The sequence below is a fragment of the Flagellimonas meridianipacifica genome (assembly GCF_003001695.1).
GTDB lineage: Bacteria > Bacteroidota > Bacteroidia > Flavobacteriales > Flavobacteriaceae > Flagellimonas > Flagellimonas meridianipacifica.
In genome coordinates this window covers 217,124-239,274 of sequence record NZ_PVYX01000001.1, presented here as the reverse complement: position 1 = coordinate 239,274, position 22,151 = coordinate 217,124, and the positions used below count along the sequence as shown (strand labels likewise).

Below are 22,151 nucleotides of genomic sequence, written 5' to 3'. Positions count from 1 at the left end.
AACACTAAAATGAATATACGAACTGAGTCCATTGATAGAGCAATACGTAACAGAAACTTCGGTGCTTTTAGCAAGTGGGCCGCATACTCATTTTGGTTTGGCGTTAGCAATAATGAATAAAAATGAAAAACCAATTGATGAAGATACCACCAATAATATTTCTTGGGTTTCTTTTGTTACAATTTTTCGGGTGCAAAGAGTCGAATTTGCTAAAACCTCAAGAAGGGTTCATAGAAGTGAATGGAGGAAAAATATGGTATGAAGTTTTTGGCTCAGGAAATAGAGCGCCAATAGTTGTTCTTCATGGCGGACCGGGATATCCAAGTTACTATCTAAACCCTTTAAAATCTTTAGCTAAAGAAAGGTCTGTTATATTATTCGACCAATTAGGATGTGGTCGTTCAGATATTTTAACAGATACAACATTGATGAATATTGAGTCTTTTGTTGAACAAACTCATAGTTTAGTTGAGCACTTAAAACTTAAAGAAGTAATAATCTATGGTCATTCTTGGGGTACAATGTTAGGTGCGGAATATTACAAGAAATATCCAAAAAATATAGAAGCATTAATATTGGGAAGCCCATGCATAGACTTAAATATGTGGCAAGATGATTCAGATAAACTATTAGCTCAATTACCAGATTCAGTTAGAGTACCATTAGTAAATCACAAAAATAATTCTATCCCTGATACAACAGCATTCAACAAAGCCATAGATTATTTTTATCATGAATTCTATACTCGCAAAACCCCTTTTTCTAAAGATATAATAAAAGCTGATTCTTCATGGTTCGCAAAGGAAAGTATGGTTTATGAATATATGTGGGGACGTGAGGAATATTCGGTCAATGGAAAATTAAATGGCTATGACGGCAAAGAGATATTAAAAAAAATAGATGTCCCTGTTTTGTATATTACGGGTGAATACGATACAGCGACTCCCTCAACAGTTAAAAAATATCATGAAATCACTCCTAATTCAAGATTGAAAATTATTGAAGGAGCAGGGCATCAAACATTGAATGATAAGGAAGAAACTGAATTGAAAATTATAGATTCGTTTTTAAGCGAATTGGAAAAATGAAAAGAACACTACTGCTAACAACGTGCATGATGTTCATTACCAACAAAAGCAGGCAACGCCAAATACACAAGACCTTTAGCGGTATTATTTTAGTGCTATAAAACGACCCATGCAAGGGACACTCCTTGATTTTCCTTTCCAGTTCCAAAAACAGGAACAAAAAGTCTTTTTATCTCGAAATGAAAACTGTTAATTAGCTACTTTAGTTCCCCATGTAACAAGTTGTGCATCATAAATCTAAAAAAGTGAAATCTCTTATTCTGATATTGGCAATTTTCTTATTGGTCCTATCCTGTAATTCCATTTCTGATAAGAATCTAGAGCAAGTGAAGATTACTAGACAAATGGCCGAATTTGAAGAAATTGACGCTCTTTGGCTAATTTGGCCAACAACCGATCATAAAGAAGGTGAATCGGTAGAGAAGGTAACAATGGCCATTATTGATGCACTTATAAGTGATTTAAAAATTGTTATAAGCTGTGCTGATGACAATGTGCTTCGAAAGGCTAAATCCGAATTAGTTGAAAAATACGCAGATTCGAAAAATCTAATTTTTCGTGTCATTCCATCCGTAGAAATTTGGGCAAGGGACATGGGACCAGTATTCGTCGAAGCCAAAAATGGACGCCATGCCATTGCGGACTTTAATTTCGATTCTTGGGGTTATGGTGATACAACGGAACTGAATTCAGTAACTGAAGAGAAGTATGACGAAAGGGTTGCTGAATTATTGAATCTTCCCCTTATATCAAGTGCAATGGTCAGCGAGGGAGGTAACCGTGAGCTTAATGGTAAAGGAACTTTAATGGTGACTGAGACCGTTGAAAAAGGTCGTAACCCGCAGATGTCCAAGGATGAAATGGAGGCGGAATATCAAAGACTGCTTGGAGTCAAAAAAGTTATATGGTTAAAAGAGGGACTTCTCGAAGATAGCCATACGTTTCTTGGCCCATTATCAACATCTGACAGCACTAAGGCATACACGGTGGTTACAACCAATGGCCATGTGGATGAATTTGCTCGATTTGTCAATGATTCCACTATTCTTTTAGCTAGTATTGACAGCACTGAGCTAAAAGATTCAATTGCCAAGGAAAACCATAGGCGTTTGGAAGAAAACTTCAAAATACTTTCGAAAAGCACCGATCAAGATGGCAATGCATTTAGAATAGTAAGATTGCCATTACCGCAAACCATCCTCACAACAATGAATCCAGGCGATTATGTATACGATTATATCAAAACACTTGATTATGTTGATGGAAGCGAATTTCCAAAAGGAGATACCATTACCGTGGTTGCACCTGCCAGCTATCTAAATTTTATTATTACTAATAATGTCGTCATTGGTCAGAAGTATTGGCGAGAAGGAATGCCCGATAAAATCAGACTCCAGGATGAAAAAGCGCTTCGGATACTTAGGGAAGTATTCCCGACAAAAAAAGTGGTGATGTTGGATGCGTTAGCTGTAAATTTAGGAGGTGGAGGCTTGCATTGTATTAGTATGCATCAACCAAAGTTGCTATTATATTGAACAATAAATTCAATGCACAACGACGCCTATAACCTATCACCAGCCATGACTTGTTTTAAGATTCCTACATTGGAGCTTATAAATAATTCTTAATAGGCTGCGCATTAAAGGCGCCAGGTCATAGCATAGACAGTAAACAGTAATCCTTTCTAGCACGGTTAAAGGAACATATTTTGGGAATCTAGCCCTCCCGCCCAATTAGTCCTATGAACTCGCCTTATTACTAAACTCAAATCAGTGCAATAATCAAATGAAGGTTACACCATTAAAAATAAAACAATAGAAACAGCCGACACCAAGCTGTTGAATCACAACTTAAGGTGCCGACTGCATGAATATAAATCAATCAATTACGTAAGGGCCTTCCGAATCTCCATTAACATCATTTCTAATAAAAAATGACTTGCCATCTGAGCTAAAATATAGGAGCTTGAAACCAGATGCCGTATTCCCCTGGGTGAAACTACAAGCAGCTCCGATATCTGAAAATAGAAAATCTTCATCGTTTGAAACATCCTCCTTATCACTCCATTTCCTGGAAGTATTGATGCCAGAATCCGTTACATTGTTGGTAATAATGTTTCTAGTTTCGTAAATATCTAGAATATAAGACTCCGTTGCACTCGAATTATTATTGCCCTTTTGAAAATAGGCATGATCATAGGTATACTCGTTATGTCCTGTTATTGTGAAAGGCGTATTGGAGGTGTAAAATTCATATTCTTGACCTAAATAAACTACTGCATCAAAACCAGTGCCCGATAATGGAAAGGTTTCGCCATCAAGTAAACTTGAATTATGCCAAACTTCTATTTGAACAGGCCCTTTAATTTCAGAAATTATTTTGTTATTTGGAATAGTACTACTGTTTCCTGAATAGGGGTTTTGGTCAAAAACAAGTTGTAAGATTTCATTACTGTTTTTGTCATAGACAAAGATATTTCCGGGTCGTGCGAGTGTTGCAGAATCTAAAGCGTTAAATGGGATTATGCCGAGTGGAGCATTGGCATCTTTAATAGAATATTTTGGTGAAATATTTCCTGTATTACCATTAAACCAAACATACTCAGTACCAGCTCCATTAAATAAAATGGCGTTTGACCCCGCAACCGCAGTGGCTGCACCAACACCGTCTTCGAACAATCCAACCAAATTGCTATAAACTTGTGTTGGTCGTGGTCCTCTTAACGTACATACTACCGCATCATATTCGGTAGCCAATTTTGTGCCCACTGTTTTACTTGGTTCAAGCACACTTTTAACTACATAAGATAAGGGCAAAGCTTCAGTAATATTAGTGCTTTCCGCTAGTTTTTGACCTATGGTGTTTATATCAAGCTCTCCAGTAAGTGAGAAGGCACTTTGGGCACTTCCGCCATAGGCAATAATCTTGGTTTTCACTTCTTTTAACGCATTATATTGGTCATACTCAATTTCGCCTTCAATTTTAGATCGTAAACCCTGGTAAGTACCCTCAACCCTTGCCCTAAGTTCATTGACAGAGCTGGTTGACTCTACCAACATATAAAAAATACGCCCGTAGGTTACAGAGGATACAAATGTTGCTGGGTTGTCTGCTTGAACAAAAGGCGATAAATCTTCACCTGTTACTTCCGGCGCAAAAATATCACCCAGACCATTGATTTGATCCATAGACATAGTATAGTACTGTTGTGTTAATTTCACTAGTACCCTATTATATTCTTTCTCATTTGAAAAAGAAAGATTGGCGGATGCATTGATGTTAAATGACTCATAACTAACACCCAATTCCAATGCCATTTGTTCTTGACTATAGACTTCTTCAACCTCTAATTGAAAGTTGGCTGGAACTATATTGGGATCATTGGCAATAATTTCATTCATTGCAATTTGCATATTGCCCTTTGTCACTTCATCAACAGTTATCGCAGATGCGCTATTACCATTAAGCAAATTGATGGATACGGTGCCACCAGCTCTATCGACATTAATGCTAGATTGAGAATTTTTACTAAGGGTCTTACCCTGTAAAAGATTACCAGGCCATATCGCCTCGGCATTTGGGTTAAAAAGTGGGAACTGACCATTTCCGTCCAGGACACTCACTTTTTTAGTGGTACAGAAGTAGGTGTTTGTTACGTCGCCATCGGAAGTACTTTCCAGGTACTCTTCATAATAGGGCTCAGAAACTTCAAGAGTGTCTGCAACCCGTTCCACGGGATAATCTTCAACTACTCCCCTCGCTAACACTTCGGAAATAGATAGTTCGCTGACTGAACCTCCCGGCGCTTCTGGCTCAGTGGGGTCAACGCTAGGTGATTCATCTTTGCTACACGAATACACAACAAAGACGAGTATTAGCGGCATTATGACCATGATTTTTGTCAAGAGCGTTTGATTTGTTTTCATAATTCCTTAGTTTTTAAGATTCAACACTCCAAAACTAGAAGCCCCGTAAGCTGAAACCTAAAAACCAAGCTAGACAAACCCTAGACAGAACAGACAAACCTTATCTAACAACTTTATAGACAAGTCAATTTTGAAAAAATTCAATAAAACCTCAAACATCAACAAAAATAGGCCTTAGCAAAGGTTTTAGGGGGTGCAACCTTATTGGAATTCCTAGACTATATATGTACATAGGGACGTAGGCCAAGACGTAATTTGCTGGACCAGTAGCTATAATAGGTATCTTGCAAGGACAAATAATCTACGATGAATGCATTGAAAATTACCCTTTTTACTTTTTTTGTATTCGGGTCAACGTTTGCACAAAACAGAATGGATATTGATAGCCTATTGCTTCAATTCAAGAAGCAACCTTTGGATACCCTAAAAATCAAAACTATAAAGAACATCGTTAACCACTACATGTATAGAGATCCAGAGCAGGCGAAACAATTTGCAAATAAAGAGCTAGAGTTTTCAAATAAGCTGGACTACGATTCTGGAATATCCCTTGCAAACTACCATTTGGGAATAATTTACTATAACCTTGACAAAATTGATTCGGCTCGATACTACTATAAGACCAGTCTTCAATTTGCAAAAGAGATAAATAATGGACTTTACATATCTAAAGTATATCGTGGTTTGGGCATTTTGGAGTTCACTCAAGGTAATCTGAAAACCGCGGATAGCATCAACAATATGGATCTTGAAAATGTCATCAAACTAAGGGATACTGTTGGAATCGCATTGTCTTATGGCTTCAAAGGAAATATAAATCAAAACAAGGGTTTTTACGAAATTGGATTAAAATATGCCCTTAAGAGTCTAAATCTTTTCGAAAAAATAGGAGATTCAATACGCATAGCCGATTGTTATAATCATCTGGCTATACTCGAACATAACTTAAGAAACTTTGATAAAGCTTTGGAATATAACAAAAGAGCTTTAGCAATTTACGAAGATTACGAAGACATTTATTACCAAGCGCAGGCCCTAAATGATATAGGCTTAATGCACCATTTACTTGGCGAACAAAAAACGGCGTTGGGATTTTTTGAAAGGAGTATCCAAAAGTCAAAAGAGGTAAAAGTAGAAACACTGGAGGTCACAGCCTTGACAAACATTGGCTCAACGCATATTAAACTAGAAAAACCTTTATTGGCGGTTCAGTTCCTAAATGACGCTATCGAAAAAGCAGAGAAGATCAATAGTTTAAGAAAGGCTGCGATCGCAAAGAACAAGCTGGCAGAGGCTTATCTCTTGCTGGATGAACCAACCGCATCCAGCAACATCCTTGATGTGGTCAGGCGCTACGCAGTAAAAACCGAAAATCAATCCATTTTAAAAAAAACACTTGAACTTAGCAGCAGGTCCAACGAAGCTCTTGGCAAAACCACTTTAGCTCTTTCTCAGTACAAGCAATTCAAAAGGATCAATGACTCTTTAATTGATTCAGAAAAAATCAAAAAAATAGAGGAACTACGGGCAATTTTTGAAACCGAACAAAAAGAAGCTGAAATCTCCCTACAACAAGAGGAAATTAAGACCTTAAATGAAAAAGCCAAGGTTGATAAATTGACTAAGGGACTTTATGCAAGCGGTATGGCTTCTGCCCTTGCCCTTACAGGAGTTTTGGTTTTTGGGTTTCGACAACGCATTAAAAAGAACAAAGCTGAAAGAGAGAAAATTACCAAGGAATTAGAACACAAACAAAAAGAACTGACCAGCCAGACCTTGCACTTGGTTCAAAAAAGTCAATTTATAGCGGAGATCAAAGAGAATTTGGAAAACATAAAGGACTCCCCCGAAAAGTTCAAGCTTGAGTTTAAACGTCTGGTGATGCTTCTAAAAAAACAAAGCGCAGCGGATAAGGATTGGGAAGTATTTAAGTCGTATTTCTCAGAAGTTCACCAAGATTTTGAAGAAAAATTGAAGTCTTTGTCCAGCAAAATCACAGATAAAGAGCTTCGATTGGCCGCTTACGTTAAAATGGGGCTGAATAACAATGAAATTGCCACAATCCTCAACGTGCTTCCTGCAAGTATACACACTTCAAAATACAGGCTAAAACAAAAACTGAATATTGATAAAGATATTGACTTTGATCACTTTGTTAAAGGTCTATAAAAGCTAGGAACAATCATGCTGGAGAAAAAAAGACAACAATTGGAGTAAAATAATCCATACAATTTTAATTCTGACATAAATAATTACGTCCTCCGTCTTTTGTCCCAATTGTAAAAACGGGTCTAGGGAATCCTATAATTCTTTCCATTCTGCCCCATGAACTTACCGTTTTTTGAAACCTCATAATTTTTTGCAACACTGTTGCACGAAAAACTTTTTATCTTTACATCGTGAAATTTTTGGCAATCATATTATCGACTTACTTCTTGGCGCTCAATGTAGTGCCTTGTAGTGATATAGAGAAGAGTAATGATGATTCCCAGGTAGTTTCTGTTGTTGACTATGGTGGGGAACACGATGAAGACTGTGAACTTTGTTCGCCTTTTTGTCATTGCCATTGTTGTCACGTTCACACGATAAGTTTTAGTTTGCCTTCATTCGAACCTTATCAACCCGAAGTGCCAAAAGAGTCTTTCAACTATCTCGATAGCCTTGGGAGTAACTTTTATCATTCTCTTTTTCAGCCTCCGCAGGTATAATTCAGTTTTTATAGGATAGCTATATCCATTTTTAAGGTTTTCCCTTTTTGGAAAACGTCAATTGCACATTTTGTTTTTGCGAAAAGTGCGCCATAGGTCAACTGAATTAACACCCAATTTTTTATGATTAACAGAATCATTGATTTTTCAATCAACAACAAATTTATTATTGGTCTGCTTACGCTTGCATTAGTTGGTGCAGGTATTTATAGTATGACCCAAGTTCCCATCGATGCCGTACCGGATATTACCAATAACCAGGTACAGGTCATCACGCAATCGCCCAATCTGGGCACAGAGGATATCGAACAATTCGTGACCTATCCCATAGAAGTTGCAATGAGCAATCTTCCCGATGTCAAGGAGATCCGTTCGATTTCACGATTTGGGCTTTCCGTGGTAACGGTCGTGTTTGATGATGATATGGGAACCTATCAGCCACGTCAACTAGTTTCCGAGAAACTGACCGAAGTGCGTGAGCAGATTCCCGAAGAACTGGGCCAACCTTCTATGGGACCCATTTCAACTGGCTTGGGGGAAGTATATCAATATACGCTGAAAGTCGAAGCTGGGTTTGAGGACAAATATTCCCTGGCAGATTTGCGCACGATGCAAGACTGGATCGTTCAGCGGCAAATGGCAATGGTCCCGGGGGTTGTTGAAATCAACGCCATCGGCGGAAAAATAAAACAATACGAAGTGGCCCTGGACCCCAATGAACTAAAAGCCATAGGTCTTGCGATCACAGATGTTTACAAAGCCTTGGAAGCGAACAATAAAAATACGGGCGGTGCCTACATCGAGAAAAACCACCAGGCCAACTTCATCCGTGGGGAAGGTTTGGTACGTAACCTTGATGACATCAGAAAAATCATTGTCAAAAATGAAAACGGCCTTCCAATCACGGTAGGTGATGTTGCCGATGTACGCTTCGGCTCTGCTGTGCGCTATGGGGCATTGACACAGGATGGCGAAGGAGAGGTCGTCGGTGGACTGGTAATGATGCTCAAAGGGGCAAACTCAAACGAGGTCATAGTCCGTGTAAAAGACAGGATGACAGAAATCCAGAAATCCCTTCCGGAAGGGGTCGTCATTCAGCCCTTGTTGGACAGAAGCAAGCTCATAAGCGAGACCACGGGAACTGTGCGCAACAATCTGCTGGAAGGCGCACTCATCGTAATTTTCGTACTGGTTTTCTTGTTAGGGAACTGGCGAGGTGGGTTGATTGTTGCTTCCACAATTCCGTTATCCCTTTTGTTCGCCTTTATACTGATGAACGTTTTTGATGTATGGGCAAACCTGATGAGCCTGGGTGCCATTGATTTTGGAATCATCGTAGATGGGGCCGTCATCATTGTGGAGGCAAGCGTGTTTCTTATGGCCGGTTATGTACTTAAAAAGAATGGTTTGAAAAAAGAAGACCGGGATTCAATAGCCGCCAACGCCTCCAAGAAGATGATGAACGCCGCCTTTTTCGGACAGTTGATAATCCTAATTGTATTCCTGCCCATTTTGGCATTGGAAGGTGTAGAGGGAAAGATGTTCCAGCCAATGGCGTTAACGTTCATTTTTGCGATGATAGGAGCAATGTTCCTGTGCCTGACCTATGTACCTATGATGTCGGCCTTATTTTTAAAACCGCCAAAGACGGAAAATAAATCGTGGGGCGACCGTTTTGTGCTTTGGGTGCAAGACAGGTATGAACCCCTATTGCTGCGCGCTCTGATAAAAGGAAAATGGATCGTAGGTGGTGCGGTTGCCATATTTGCGGTAGCGATCTTCATGTTCACCAAAATGGGCGGCGAGTTCATCCCACAATTGGATGAGGGCGATATAGCCTTCCACGCCATTCTTAAACCCGGTAGTTCTCTCAGCGAGACCATCGGGACCACCACCAAGATAGAGCGCATCGTAAAAGCCGAGTTTCCCGAAGTGGAAAAAATTGTGAGCCGCATCGGTGTCGCCGAAGTTCCTACCGACCCTATGCCGATGGACTTTGCCGATGTGTTTGTTATACTGAAACCACAGGAAGAATGGGTGTCAGCTGAATCAAAGGACGAACTTATCGATAAGATGAAGGATGCCGTAAGTATCATACCCGGTGTCAATTATGAGTTTACCCAACCCATCGAAATGCGTTTCAACGAACTTTTGGAAGGCATCCGTGAGGATGTGGCCATTAAAATCTATGGTGAGGATATCGATGTGCTTGCCGCCAAAGCGGACGAGATCACCAAAATCATAGCTGGTACGGCGGGTATAGGTGATATGAGGGCGGAAGCCACTTCTGGCTTACCGCAGATGACGATTAAGTACAATCGCGACAAACTGGCACAATACGGCGTTAGCATCGACCAACTCAATACAATTGTGCAATCTGCATTTGCCGGTGGATATGCAGGGGTCATCTTTGAGGGCGAAAAACGGTTCGATCTCGTCGTTAGGCTCGACGAACGGAACCGCGCGGACATCAACGACATTAGGAACCTGTACATCAATTTACCGAACGGCTCCCAGATTCCGCTTCAAGAACTGGCCGCTATCGAGTACACACCGGGGCCGATGCAGATAAGCCGTGACAATACCAACCGCAGGACCTATGTTGGTGTAAATGTACGTGGGCGTGATGTGGAATCGTTGGTCAATGAGATCAAGGTCAAGCTGGATGTCAACCTTGATTTGCCCCCGGGATATTTTATCCGTTATGGCGGTGCGTTCGAGAATCTGGAAAGGGCCAGTAATCGATTGCAGACCGTTGTTCCCATTGCCTTGTTCCTAATATTCATCCTGATTTACTTTGCCCTAAAATCCTTTCCACAGACCTTGATGATTTATCTGGCCATCCCAATGGCCACCATAGGTGGGGTGTTCGCCCTTTGGCTCAGGGATATGCCCTTTAGTATTTCCGCTGGGGTGGGCTTTATCGTTTTATTCGGTGTCGCCGTATTGAACGGCCTGGTAATGATCAGTGGGCTCAACGAGCTGAAAGAGGAAGGTGTTACCGACCTCAAGGAACGTATCGTCGAGGGCACCAAACGAAGGGTGCGCCCCATTATGCTAACGGCCTTTACCGATATCCTCGGTTTTCTGCCTATGGCCATTTCTGCATCCGCAGGGGCTGAAGTACAGCGACCGCTCGCGACCGTGGTTATCGGTGGCCTTATTACTTCTACGCTATTGACGCTCTTTATCCTTCCCATTTTTTATCAATGGGTTGAAAAGCGTTCGGAACTAAAGGTTAAACTCAATCCGAAATTCGTAACAACAACTGCAGTGGTTTGCATGCTCTTCACTTCCGTTACCGCGAAAGCACAACAAGTTCAACAAGACGAAACCTTGCCTGCCATCCCATTGGGGAGAGCGGTGGAAATTTCCAAAGAAAATTATCCACTGTTAAAAGCAAAACAGTTGGAAATCCAAAAGCAGAACGCACTTAAAGGCATGGCCTATGACCTGGGGAACACACAAGTTTTCACAGGAGGTGAGGAAGTGAGCGACGGCCAGGGCATCTACACTTTGGTGGGCGTGGGCCAGCAGAACATCAATCTGTTCGGCATCAGCGCAAAGAAGCGTTTGCAGAAACAACGGATTGCCTTGGCAGAGACCGCCTTCGACCTTTCCGGACTGCAATTGGAACAGGAAGTGAAAAAGGCGTGGTCCCTGGCATACCAACAGCGACAGAAATTTGAACTCTACCGTGAACTGGATTCCATCTATTCACAGTTTGAAAAAGCGATTGAACTCAATTTCGAGGTAGAGGCCATTTCACGTTTGGAATATTCATCCGCTATCAACCAGTCGTTGCAAATCAACAATAAACTGCAACAGGCCGAGAGCGACTATGCCATTGCCCTGCATAAGCTCAATCTTTGGTTGGTCTCGGATACGTATTATACCGTTCCCAACACGATGGACGAAAGTGAAGTGTCAGTCTTGGGCACATCCTCAAGTATAGAAAACCATCCCGAACTGGAACTTTCACAAAAGCGAATCGATGAGGCCGAAGCCAGCTACAGAGCCGCCCGTTCTGATTTGTTGCCCAATCTCAACCTTCAGGGTGGATTGCAACAAGTCAACGGAAGCAGCGGTTTCTATACCTATCAGGCAGGAATATCCGTTCCCCTGTTCTCTGGCACGGAACGTAGTCAGGCCAAGGCCGCTAAAATCGACGGCGAAATTGCCAAGACCAACGCAGAATTTTTGAAATTGCAATTGCAATCGGAAGATCGACAGGCCGTACAAGCCTATCAAAAATGGGAAACATCCTGGCAATTTTACAAGAACAAAGCCCTGCCGCTTGCCCAGGAGCAACGACAGGGCGCATTGGTAGCTTACAAGGAAGGTGCGGTCGATTATGCGGCATTTACCCAAATCATAAGGGATGCCATACAGACCGAAATGGATGCACTGGAGGCGCTCGACAATTATCTAAAATCAGTTTTCGAACTACAATATTTCAAACAATAAAATGAAAAATCTATCTAAATACACAGCTATCGGGTTATTGGTAATGCTTTTGGGGATGAGCTCTTGTGGCGATTCCAAAAACAAAACCGCAGCGAACAAGGAGGCAAATTCCGAAATGGAAAAGGAACATTCCGAAGGTGGGGCCGAGGAAGTACTATTGACGGCAAAGCAGTTCGATGCTTTAAAAATGCAGACCGACACCTTGCAAATGCGAAATATGAGCGGGTACGTTAAAGCCAATGGTCAGTTGGAGGTCCCGCCACAGAACGAGGCCACCATCACAACGGTGGTGGGTGCAAATGTAGTGTCCATCGAGGTCATTGAGGGTGATAAGGTCAACAAGGGCCAAACGGTCGCCTATCTGTCCCATCCCAACATCATCCAGAAACAGACGGATTATCTCAATGCATACAGCAACATTCGGTTTCTCAAAAAGGAATATGAACGGCAAAAGACCCTGTACGATGCAGGTGTGGGCAGCGGAGCCAATTTTCAAAAGGCGGAAGCCGAATACCAGGCATCCCGAAGCATGGTAAACGGTCTTGAAGCACAACTTCAACAGTTGAGCATCAGCGCATCCGGTGTAAGAAACGGAACGATCTATCAGCGGGTGGCCCTAAGAAGCCCCATTGAAGGGTTTGTCCAAAAGGTGGAAATCAAAACCGGCCAGTACGTGGAACCCCAGACCGACCTAATTGAAATCGTGGACACCCACCACGTGCACGCAGATCTAATGGTCTTTGAAAAGGATGTGTACAAGGTCAAGGAAGGGCAAAAAGTCACTTTCAATGTCCAATCCATTCCCGGGAAGGAGCTGACCGCGGAAATCTATTCTGTGGGAAAGACTTTTGAGCAGAATCCAAAAGCGGTTCACGTCCACGCCGAAATCGAGAACAAGGAAGGCAACCTGATCCCCGGGATGTACATTCAGGGGCGGATCCAAACGGACAATACCAAAACATTGGCATTGCCCGAGAGTGCCATAGCAGCCGACGGCGAAAGGTTCTTTGTGTTCTCGGTTGAAAGGGAAGGTGATAATTGGGCCTTTATACCCTATGAAGTAACCAAGGGCACCCAAGATGGTGAATGGATCGCCATTGATTTTCTAGCCGAACAAAAAACCGACGTGGAATACGCACAAAACAATGCCTACTATTTAATGGCAGAAATGAAAAAAGGGGAATCGGAAGAACACGGACATTGATAAACACGATCAAACCATGAAAGAAATAGAGCAAAGACTTACCGAAAATGGCGTTCGCCCGACCGCAATGCGGATGCTGATTTACAAATACCTGGCCCAAAAGGATGCGGCCATTGCATTGACGGATATTGAAAACGCTTTTGCCAAAGCTGATAGGACAACCCTATTTAGAACCCTGAAAACCTTTGAACAGAAGGGCGTGGTGCATCAAATAGACGATGGTACGGGCGTTCAGAAATATGCCCTGTGTGAACCAGGTTGTAATTGCGAACTCGAACAGGATCTGCACCTGCATTTTCATTGCACTAACTGTGACGAGACCGTTTGTTTAACAGAACACAAAATTCCACATATCAACTTGCCAGAGGGTTATATTACCGAAGATGCCAATCTGGTGCTAAAGGGTATTTGTGAGAAATGCAGTGGACAATAAATGCACTTCCGTTGCATCCTTATTTTAAAGAATTTTACACCCAATATGAAAAAAAAAGTAAACTTGCGCGATTTAGACCCCAAGCAGCATCAGGGTAAGCACAGTCACGATGATGGACATAGCCATGTCAATCCACCGAAAAAATCCAATTTAAACACGTACCTACCGGCCATTTTCAGCTTTGTAATGCTGATTGCCGGTATAGCCATTGATTATTTTGATGCCATTCCCTTATCCAATGAATGGGTCAGGATCGTTTGGTACTCGATGGCATACATTCCCGTTGGGTTTCCCGTTATCAGGGAAGGTTGGAACAGTATCAGGAACGGTGATTTCTTCACTGAATTCTTCTTGATGTCCATTGCCACGTTGGGAGCATTTGCCATAGGTGAATATCCCGAAGGTGTAGCGGTAATGTTATTTTATGCCGTGGGCGAACTGTTCCAAAGTGCAGCGGTCAATCGTGCCAAGGGGAACATTAAGGCGCTCTTGGATGCGCGACCTGATGTAGCACTGGTTTATCGCAATGGGGATTTTGTTTCTGTCAATCCCGAAACGGTCGAGATTGGCGAAAAGATACAGGTACGAGTGGGCGAGAAAATTCCTTTGGACGGGATTCTTTTGTCCGAAAAGGCATCGCTGAATAGAGCTGCCATTACCGGTGAAAGCAAACCCGATACCATTATAACGGACGAAAAGGTCTTTGCCGGGAGCATCAACCTTATTGGTGTCATCGAAGTGGAGACCACCAAGGAATTTAAGGACAGTTCCATCGCCCGAATCCTGGATATGGTGCAGAACGCCACTGCCCGAAAATCAAAGACCGAACTGTTCATTAGAAAATTTGCAAGGATTTACACCCCTATCGTCGTTTTCCTCGCAATTGGGCTCACATTCTTGCCTTACTTTTTTGTGGACGATTACGTGTTCAGGGATTGGTTGTACAGAGCCTTGATATTCTTGGTGATTTCCTGTCCCTGTTCGCTGGTTATTTCCATTCCTCTGGGATATTTTGGTGGCCTTGGTGCAGCATCCCGAAATGGCATATTGTTCAAGGGTGCATCCTTCCTCGATGCGATGACCAAGGTAAATACCGTAGTTATGGACAAAACGGGTACCGTGACCAAGGGGGTCTTTAAGATCAAGGAAGTGGTCAATACGTCCGTTTTCACCGAAGCGGAATTTATGCAATACCTAATGGCGATGGAAGAACAATCCACCCATCCCATAGCAAAGGCAATCTTGGAATACAAGGCAGATGGTGCAGACTTTGAAGCGACTGAAGTTTCCGAGGTCGCCGGAAAAGGTTTAAGGGGAACGGTCAACGGCAGTCAGGTTTTGGTTGGCAATAAGGCATTGATGACCTCGAATGGCATTGGGGTTTCCTCTGAGACGGATGCGATTGTTGAATCCATAGTAATGGTGGCCATAGACGGAAGGTTTGCAGGCTATGTGACGATCGCCGATAAGTTGAAAGAAGATGCCCACCAAGCGATCGAACACATTAGGGAAGCGGGCATATCTACAATCATAATGCTCTCTGGTGACAAGGATTCCATTACCCAGCAGGTTTCCAAGGAACTCGACATCGATTGGGCGAAAGGCGCTTTGCTTCCGGAAGACAAGCTGAACGAAGTTGAAGAACTCAAAAAACAACCTGATACGACGGTAGCCTTTATGGGTGATGGCATTAATGATGCACCGGTGTTGGCGGCCAGTGATGTAGGCATCGCTATGGGCGGTCTTGGAAGCGATGTGGCCATCGAGACCGCAGACGTTATCATTCAGACCGACCAACCGAGCAAAATAGCAAGGGCAATAAAAATAGGACGTTCTACCCGCAGGATTGTTTGGCAGAATATCGGTTTGGCCTTTGGTGTTAAGGCTATTGTGCTCATTCTTGGCGCTGGTGGGCTTGCCACTATGTGGGAGGCCGTTTTTGCGGATGTCGGCGTGGCGTTATTAGCGATTTTTAATGCAGTACGGTTACAGCGGATGAAATGGACATAAACGCATATTAAACGACCTCGGAGCATTCAAATCTCGATTATCGAGTAAAAATCGAAATAGATATATTCATTTAGGCCAAGCGGCAAAATCCCACGTTACGGGATTTGCATGATCCAATCAACAAGCCTTTTAAGATTCAGCTACGTCTTTGTCGGAAGATTAACATAGATAATTTTAGTCCTATCTAAAAATTTAATTAAATTAACATAAATAATTATAGAGCAATGTCTAAAAGTCTTTATTTGTTTTTTGGCCTGTCTTTGATCACACTGATTGGCTGTGAAAATTTTGGGCCCGAAGAACCGATGGAGTTTGAGTTGCTGGATGGCCCTTTGGATGGATTGTCCATTAGCGAGCAAAAACGGTTTTTAGCCGGCGACATAGCCTTTAATGATGACGTTTTCACCATTGAAAAAGGCCTTGGCCCCATATTTGTTGGAACCAGCTGTGCAAGTTGCCATTCAGGGGACGGCAAGGGGCACCCCTTTAATCAACTTATAAGGTTCGGTGACAATGATTTGACCATACCCTCGATGTTGTCCTTTGGTGATGGCAGGAACCAAATTCAAAATAAAGCAATACCGGGTTTTGAACCTGAGAGCGTGCCGGATGGTTTCCCTTTTACCATTTTGGTTGCCCCGGCGGTTACCGGATTGGGCTTGTTGGATGCTGTACCTGATGCGGATATTTTGGCTCTTGCGGACCCATTTGATGAAGACCAGGACGGCATTAGCGGAAGACCGCACTACAATCTGCCTCCTGAATTCTCAGAGATTCGTGAAAATAGTATTCCCCAGGGCAACAATTACATCTTCAGATTTGGCAAAAAGGCGGGTAGTTATGACTTGTTGCAACAAACCATTGGTGCATATAACCAGGACATAGGGATTACATCCCTTTATGACCCCATTGACCCGTTCAGCGGACTTGAAGAGGATCCTGAAATTAGTACCCAAACCTTGAATGATGTCGTTTTCTACCTTAAAACCTTGAAAGCACCTATTCCTAGAAATCAGACAGACCCTGATGTCATGGCCGGAAAAGAACTCTTTGAATCCGCGCAATGTGCTGCCTGTCACACTCCCACTTTGACCACAGGGTTTTCCCACATTGAATCCTTATCCTTTAAGGAATTTCATCCCTACACGGATTTATTGTTACATAATATGGGCCCCGAATTGGATGATGGATTCACCGAAGGCAATGTTGAGACTTCTGAATGGAGAACCCCACCGCTATGGGGAATCGGCCTATCAGCCAACTCGCAAGGCGGGCAGATCTTCCTGTTGCATGATGGGAGGGCCTCAAGTATTGAGGAAGCCATAGAAATGCATGGTGGTGAGGCAAATAATTCCAAGGACCGGTACTCATCATTAACGCCCAAAGAAAAGTCGCAATTATTGAAATTCATCAACTCACTTTAAATGCATAGAAAAGATTTTATAAGGAAGTTTGGATATCTGGCTGTGGCCTTACCAGCTTCTACTTATTTGTTCAACAGTTGTGCAGGTCTGTACTATGCATCATTTGTTGAAGAAGATGGGGCGCTTCGCATTCCAAAGAGCGAGTTTTTACAGGAGAAAGGAGGAAAACAAATCGAACGTGAAATGGTGGTGGTTCAGAATCGCTCCATGGGATATCCCATTGGTGTATTCAGGACGCCGGACGGAGGCTATAAAGCCAGTTTAATGCGATGTACACATAGAGGCTGCGAGCTAAGTATTGCGGGCAGCACCTATAGTTGTCCATGTCACGGCAGTGAGTTCGACCGCTCGGGCAAGGTTTTAGAGGGACCCGCTGAAGAAAATCTAAGGTCATTTGAAATAACCGCTGATAGCGAAAATATCTATGTGCATGTCTCGTAAAATATATGCTGCCCTTATTTTGACAAATATTTGCGTCCTAACCCTTAGTTCGCAAGTCACTAAAAGAGACAGTATCCAAGAATCAATGAATATGGATGCGGTTTATGACCGCCCATTTCTAACTTTCGATAAATTTCCTGTAAATCTGGGCGGCTATCTGGAGGCTAACTCGATTTATAGCATTGAGGATGGTCTGACCGAAGGGCTTTCTTTTCAAGCCAGAAGATTGACCCTTTTTGTTTCCGCATCCATATCGAAACGCATTAAGTTTTTGACGGAACTGGAATTTGAGGATGGCACAAAGGAGATAGCAATAGAATTTGCTTCAATGGACATTGCATTCCATCCTTTGCTAAACCTTAGAGGGGGCATCGTACTGAATCCCATTGGCTCATTCAATCAAAACCATGACGGCCCAAAATGGGAATTCGTTGAACGACCGGACGTGAGCACGAATTTGTTGCCTGCGACTTTCTCAAATGCCGGTTTCGGTTTATATGGAAAGACGAACAGGGGAGATTGGACCTTGGGGTATGAAGCCTATCTGACCAATGGATTTGATACTAGCATTATCGATAACGAAGAACAAAGAAAATTTCTGCCTGCCGTAAAAGAGAATCCCTCACGATTTGAGGAGAATTTCAGCGGCCGTCCCCTCTTAAATGGAAAGTTGGCCATTAAACATCCAAAATTAGGTGAAATGGGCATTTCATATATGGGGGGAGACTATAACAGGGAGGAAATAGACGGACTTCAGGTGGATACTGAAACTAGGAGGGTGGATGTTCTGGCTTTGGATATTAATACTGCCATCGCTAAGACAGGGACAAAGTTTATCGGTGAGATGGCCTACATTTGGGTAGGTGTCCCGGATACATTTACTCAACAATTCGGAAATCGGCAGATGGGCTTTTTTGTCGATATCATCCAACCCATACTAAAAACGGAAATATTCGATTGGGAAAATGCCATATTGAACCTGTCGCTCAGAACAGACTATGTGGATTACAATATCGGCAGGTTTACCCAAACCGACACAAAAATTGGGGATGACCTAATCGCCCTGACACCTGCCCTGAGTTTCAGGCCATCGCCCCAAACGGTACTAAGAATCAATTATAGATACCAGTGGCAGCAGGATATACTGAACAATCCGGCATCAAAAACCGCCACCTGGTATTTCGGTTTTAGTACATATTTTTAGTGATATAGACTTACTATCGATTTTAGTTATTTGTCTATGAGATTCGACTCCGGCAAAAACAAAGCTTGAGAATAAGAATAAAAATATATTTAAGCATTTTCTTAAATAATTATATAATTGTAACTTTGCTAAAAATTTTAGTTATGGCCCTTGAATTAAGTTGTACTCGTGCCGAGGCAGACCAGAAGCAATTAATACGCTGTCGTGAGACGTTGTATACAAGTTCAGAATTAATCAATAGTGTTGGCAAGGTACTGGCCCTGGCCGGTAATGAGACCAGACTGAAGATTCTTTTCCTTTTGAATGAAGAAGGTGAGCTTTGTCCGTGTGATTTTTCAGATATACTTGGAATGAGTGTACCAGCAATTTCACAACACATTCGAAAGATGAAGGATGCCGGATTGATTACTTCAAGACGAGATGGTCAAACGTTGTATTACTCTTTGGTCAAAGATTCAAGCGAAGTATTGGAAGGAATTTTCGGTAGGCTTAAAGAAAACAAAAAAGTAGCATAGAATGAATATGGAAAAATCATCAAATACAGCAGCGTACACTGCAATAATTTCAGCAATAGCGGCATCAATATGCTGCATAACCCCAGTTTTGGCATTGATTGCAGGAACAAGCGGAATTGCCTCGACATTTTCTTGGGTAGAGCCCCTTAGACCTTATCTCATAGGCCTGACCCTATTGGTACTTGCATTTGCCTGGTACCAAAAGCTGAAGCCAAAATCCCGACAAGAAATTGATTGCGCCTGTGAAGATGATGAGAAACCTTCCTTTCTGCAATCAAAGAAATTTCTGGGCATAGTTACCATTTTTGCTGCGGTAATGTTGACTTTCCCGTACTATTCAGGAATTTTTTATCCGAATACAGAAAAGCAAATAATCGTAGTTGACAAATCAGACATCAAAACCACTGAATTTAAAATCAGCGGAATGACCTGTGCGGGTTGTGAAGAACACGTCAACCACGAAGTAAATAAACTCGACGGAATTATAAATTCAAAAACGTCCTACGGAAACGGAAACGCAATCATTGAATTTGACAAAACCAAAACCAATGAAACGGAAATCGAGAAAGCAATAAACTCAACAGGTTATATAGTAATTCATGAAGAAAATAAATAGTTGTGAATAAATTATTAGTTCTACCAATTCTTGTATTGTCATTAATTTCATTTCAGCTAGATGCTCAATGTTACCCAACTTCAAAAAGCGATAAAAAGGTCACAATAAGCAATAATCAACAAATAGTAAAAACAGTTAAATTTCAAATCACTGGTATTACTTGTGCTGGATGTTCCAATACTATTCATGAAGTTCTTAAAGAAGTTGATGGCGTAACAGAACATTCGGTAGAATACCCAGGCGACATTGCGGTAATACAATTTAACAAGACAAAGACGAGTATCGAAGCCTTAAAAGCTGTTATTGAGAAAAAAGGATATAAAGTAGAATTACAAAAAGATAGAATATGAATTCTGATAGCCATCTTCAATTATGAAAAACAATAAACCAGAAAATATAGAAACCATACAATTGGAAATAGATGGGATGACCTGTAGTGGATGCTCATCACATGTCGAAAAAGATATGAACGCAAAAGATGGCGTTATAAGCAGTGCTGTAAATCACGAAACAGGAATAGGAGAATTTATTATTGATACCATTAAAATAGGTAAAAAAGAATTAATCAATGCCGTAAATAACATTGGCGATTATTCGGTCATTAATGAGGCTGAAAAGGAAACCACTGCTGTTTCAAATTCTGAAAGTACTACAATAAAAGATAGTTCAAGTGATAAAAATGATTACGATTTAATTATCATTGGTGGTGGTTCTGCAGCATTTTCCGCAGCCATAAAAGCTGAAGAGTTAGGACTTACTACATTAATGGTAAATGCTGGCTTGGATTTTGGAGGCACTTGCGTAAATGTTGGCTGTGTACCTTCTAAAAATTTGATCAGGGCGGCAGAAACTGTTTATCACGGGTCGTATTCAAATTTCAATGGTGTCAAACCTAAAGGAGTTGAAATAGATTTTCCAAAGGTGATCAAAGACAAAAAAGCCTTGGTTACTGCACTGCAACAACAAAAGTATATGGATGTTGTACGTGATTTTGAAAACCTCACGATGCTAAAGGGATGGGCGGAATTTGTGGATAAAAACACCATTCTTGTGGATGGCAAAGACACTTACACAGCTACCAATATTCTTATTGCAACAGGAGCAACTACGAATATTCCTAATATTCAAGGATTAAACGAGGTTGGATATTTAACCAATGTCTCCCTATTTGATTTAGAAGAAAAACCGGAAAGCCTAACCATTATGGGAGCGGGCTATATCGGGTTGGAAATTGCCATGGCATACAATCGTTTAGGTGTAAAGGTTCGTATTATTGAATTTACTGATAGACCATTACGTACTCAAACTAAAGATATTACTGATTTGTTAGAAGCACAAATGAAACATGAGGGGATTGAAATATTGCCCAATTTCAGGGCTTTTAAATTCGAAAAACGGGGAACAGACATCATTATTTACTGCAACTGTCCCGATGATTCTACAACAAAGATTGTTGAAAAAGGAAAAATAGTAGTTGCCACAGGAACAAGACCCAACACTTCTAAATTAGGGCTGAATAAGGTCAATGTGGAGCTTTCAGGGATGGGTCATGTGTTAGTGAACGAAAAGATGGAAACCAATATTCCCAACATTTTTGCTGCTGGGGATGTAACCCAAACCCCACCTTTTGTTTATACTGCTGCCACTGAAGGGAGTACAGCTGTAGCTAATGCCTTCTCTCTTTCAAAAACCGGTATAGATTATTCATCTTTACCTTGGGTTGTCTTTACCGACCCACAGATTGCGGGTACCGGTATGGATGAAGTGGAAGCTGAAAGGGCAGGTATCCCCTTTGAAGTTTCAAAATTAGATTTAATACATGTTCCAAGGGCTTTGGCCGCTCAAGACACCAGAGGTTTTATAAAACTGATCCGCAATCCTGAAACTGATAAATTGATAGGTGCAAGGGTAATAGCACCAGAGGGCGGCGAGTTGATTCAACAATTGAGTATGGCGATTGAATTTGGCATAACAGTAAAAGTTTTAGCTGAAAGTTTTTATCCATACTTAACATTAGGCGAAGGCATAAAATTAGCCGCAATTACTTTTGGAAAAGATGTATCCAAATTGAGCTGTTGTGCGAGTTAAATACATAGTATGAAATGGGCATGAACA

Annotated in this window: 16 protein-coding genes; 15 read left to right on the top strand and 1 reads right to left on the bottom strand. The window is 41.8% G+C overall.

Annotated features, from left to right (window positions below):
- The first annotated feature begins 122 nt into the window (after positions 1-122).
- Positions 123-1,088, top strand: coding sequence for a proline iminopeptidase-family hydrolase (locus CLV81_RS01050; RefSeq protein ID WP_106143216.1), 966 nt, complete (start codon positions 123-125; stop codon positions 1,086-1,088).
- A 245-nt stretch (positions 1,089-1,333) separates the two neighbouring features.
- Positions 1,334-2,623 (top strand): agmatine deiminase family protein, encoded by a 1,290-nt coding sequence (locus tag CLV81_RS01045; protein WP_146129798.1) that lies wholly within the window; start codon positions 1,334-1,336, stop codon positions 2,621-2,623.
- Between the two features lie 342 nt (positions 2,624-2,965).
- On the opposite strand, the gene CLV81_RS01040 is transcribed toward CLV81_RS01045, so the two are convergent.
- The gene (locus CLV81_RS01040) at positions 2,966-5,014 is read right to left on the bottom strand and encodes a thiol-activated cytolysin family protein (RefSeq protein ID WP_106143214.1); all 2,049 of its coding nucleotides are present in this window, start codon (positions 5,012-5,014) and stop codon (positions 2,966-2,968) included.
- A gap of 306 nt (positions 5,015-5,320) precedes the next feature.
- Here CLV81_RS01040 and CLV81_RS01035 point away from each other — a divergent pair, with 306 nt between their 5' ends.
- From CLV81_RS01035 to merA, 13 genes are all read left to right on the top strand, one after another.
- A complete protein-coding gene (locus CLV81_RS01035) occupies positions 5,321-7,183 on the top strand; it encodes a tetratricopeptide repeat protein (RefSeq protein ID WP_106143212.1) in 1,863 nt (620 codons plus the stop codon).
- 230 nt (positions 7,184-7,413) lie between these two features.
- The gene (locus CLV81_RS20880) at positions 7,414-7,722 is read left to right on the top strand and encodes a DUF6660 family protein (RefSeq protein ID WP_106143211.1); all 309 of its coding nucleotides are present in this window, start codon (positions 7,414-7,416) and stop codon (positions 7,720-7,722) included.
- A 123-nt stretch (positions 7,723-7,845) separates the two neighbouring features.
- Complete coding sequence (locus tag CLV81_RS01025; protein ID WP_106143210.1) at positions 7,846-12,189, top strand: CusA/CzcA family heavy metal efflux RND transporter; 4,344 nt, start codon at positions 7,846-7,848, stop codon at positions 12,187-12,189.
- A 1-nt stretch (position 12,190) separates the two neighbouring features.
- The gene (locus CLV81_RS01020; RefSeq protein ID WP_106143209.1) at positions 12,191-13,393 is read left to right on the top strand and encodes an efflux RND transporter periplasmic adaptor subunit; all 1,203 of its coding nucleotides are present in this window, start codon (positions 12,191-12,193) and stop codon (positions 13,391-13,393) included.
- A 16-nt stretch (positions 13,394-13,409) separates the two neighbouring features.
- On the top strand, positions 13,410-13,826 hold the full coding sequence (locus CLV81_RS01015) for a Fur family transcriptional regulator (RefSeq protein WP_106143208.1): 417 nt from the start codon (positions 13,410-13,412) through the stop codon (positions 13,824-13,826).
- Positions 13,827-13,871: 45 nt separating this feature from the next.
- Positions 13,872-15,836: a heavy metal translocating P-type ATPase gene (locus CLV81_RS01010; RefSeq protein ID WP_106144856.1), complete on the top strand. Its 1,965-nt coding sequence runs from the start codon at positions 13,872-13,874 to the stop codon at positions 15,834-15,836.
- A gap of 224 nt (positions 15,837-16,060) precedes the next feature.
- Positions 16,061-17,260, top strand: coding sequence for a di-heme oxidoredictase family protein (locus CLV81_RS01005; protein WP_106143206.1), 1,200 nt, complete (start codon positions 16,061-16,063; stop codon positions 17,258-17,260).
- The gene (locus CLV81_RS20700; RefSeq protein ID WP_106143205.1) at positions 17,261-17,701 is read left to right on the top strand and encodes a QcrA and Rieske domain-containing protein; all 441 of its coding nucleotides are present in this window, start codon (positions 17,261-17,263) and stop codon (positions 17,699-17,701) included. It abuts the gene before it with no gap.
- The gene (locus tag CLV81_RS00995; protein ID WP_106143204.1) at positions 17,691-18,905 is read left to right on the top strand and encodes a hypothetical protein; all 1,215 of its coding nucleotides are present in this window, start codon (positions 17,691-17,693) and stop codon (positions 18,903-18,905) included. Before CLV81_RS20700 ends, CLV81_RS00995 begins: the two co-directional genes overlap by 11 nt.
- 143 nt (positions 18,906-19,048) lie before the next feature.
- Entirely contained in the window at positions 19,049-19,420 is a 372-nt protein-coding gene (locus CLV81_RS00990) for an ArsR/SmtB family transcription factor (protein ID WP_106143203.1), read from the top strand.
- Between the two features lies 1 nt (position 19,421).
- Positions 19,422-20,036, top strand: coding sequence for a mercuric transport protein MerTP (gene merTP / locus CLV81_RS00985; protein WP_211297978.1), 615 nt, complete (start codon positions 19,422-19,424; stop codon positions 20,034-20,036).
- 2 nt (positions 20,037-20,038) lie between these two features.
- Positions 20,039-20,386, top strand: a complete 348-nt coding sequence (locus CLV81_RS00980) for a heavy-metal-associated domain-containing protein (RefSeq protein WP_245911882.1) — start codon at positions 20,039-20,041, stop codon at positions 20,384-20,386.
- A 22-nt stretch (positions 20,387-20,408) separates the two neighbouring features.
- The gene (gene merA, locus CLV81_RS00975) at positions 20,409-22,124 is read left to right on the top strand and encodes a mercury(II) reductase (protein ID WP_106143201.1); all 1,716 of its coding nucleotides are present in this window, start codon (positions 20,409-20,411) and stop codon (positions 22,122-22,124) included.
- Positions 22,125-22,151 lie beyond the last annotated feature (27 nt).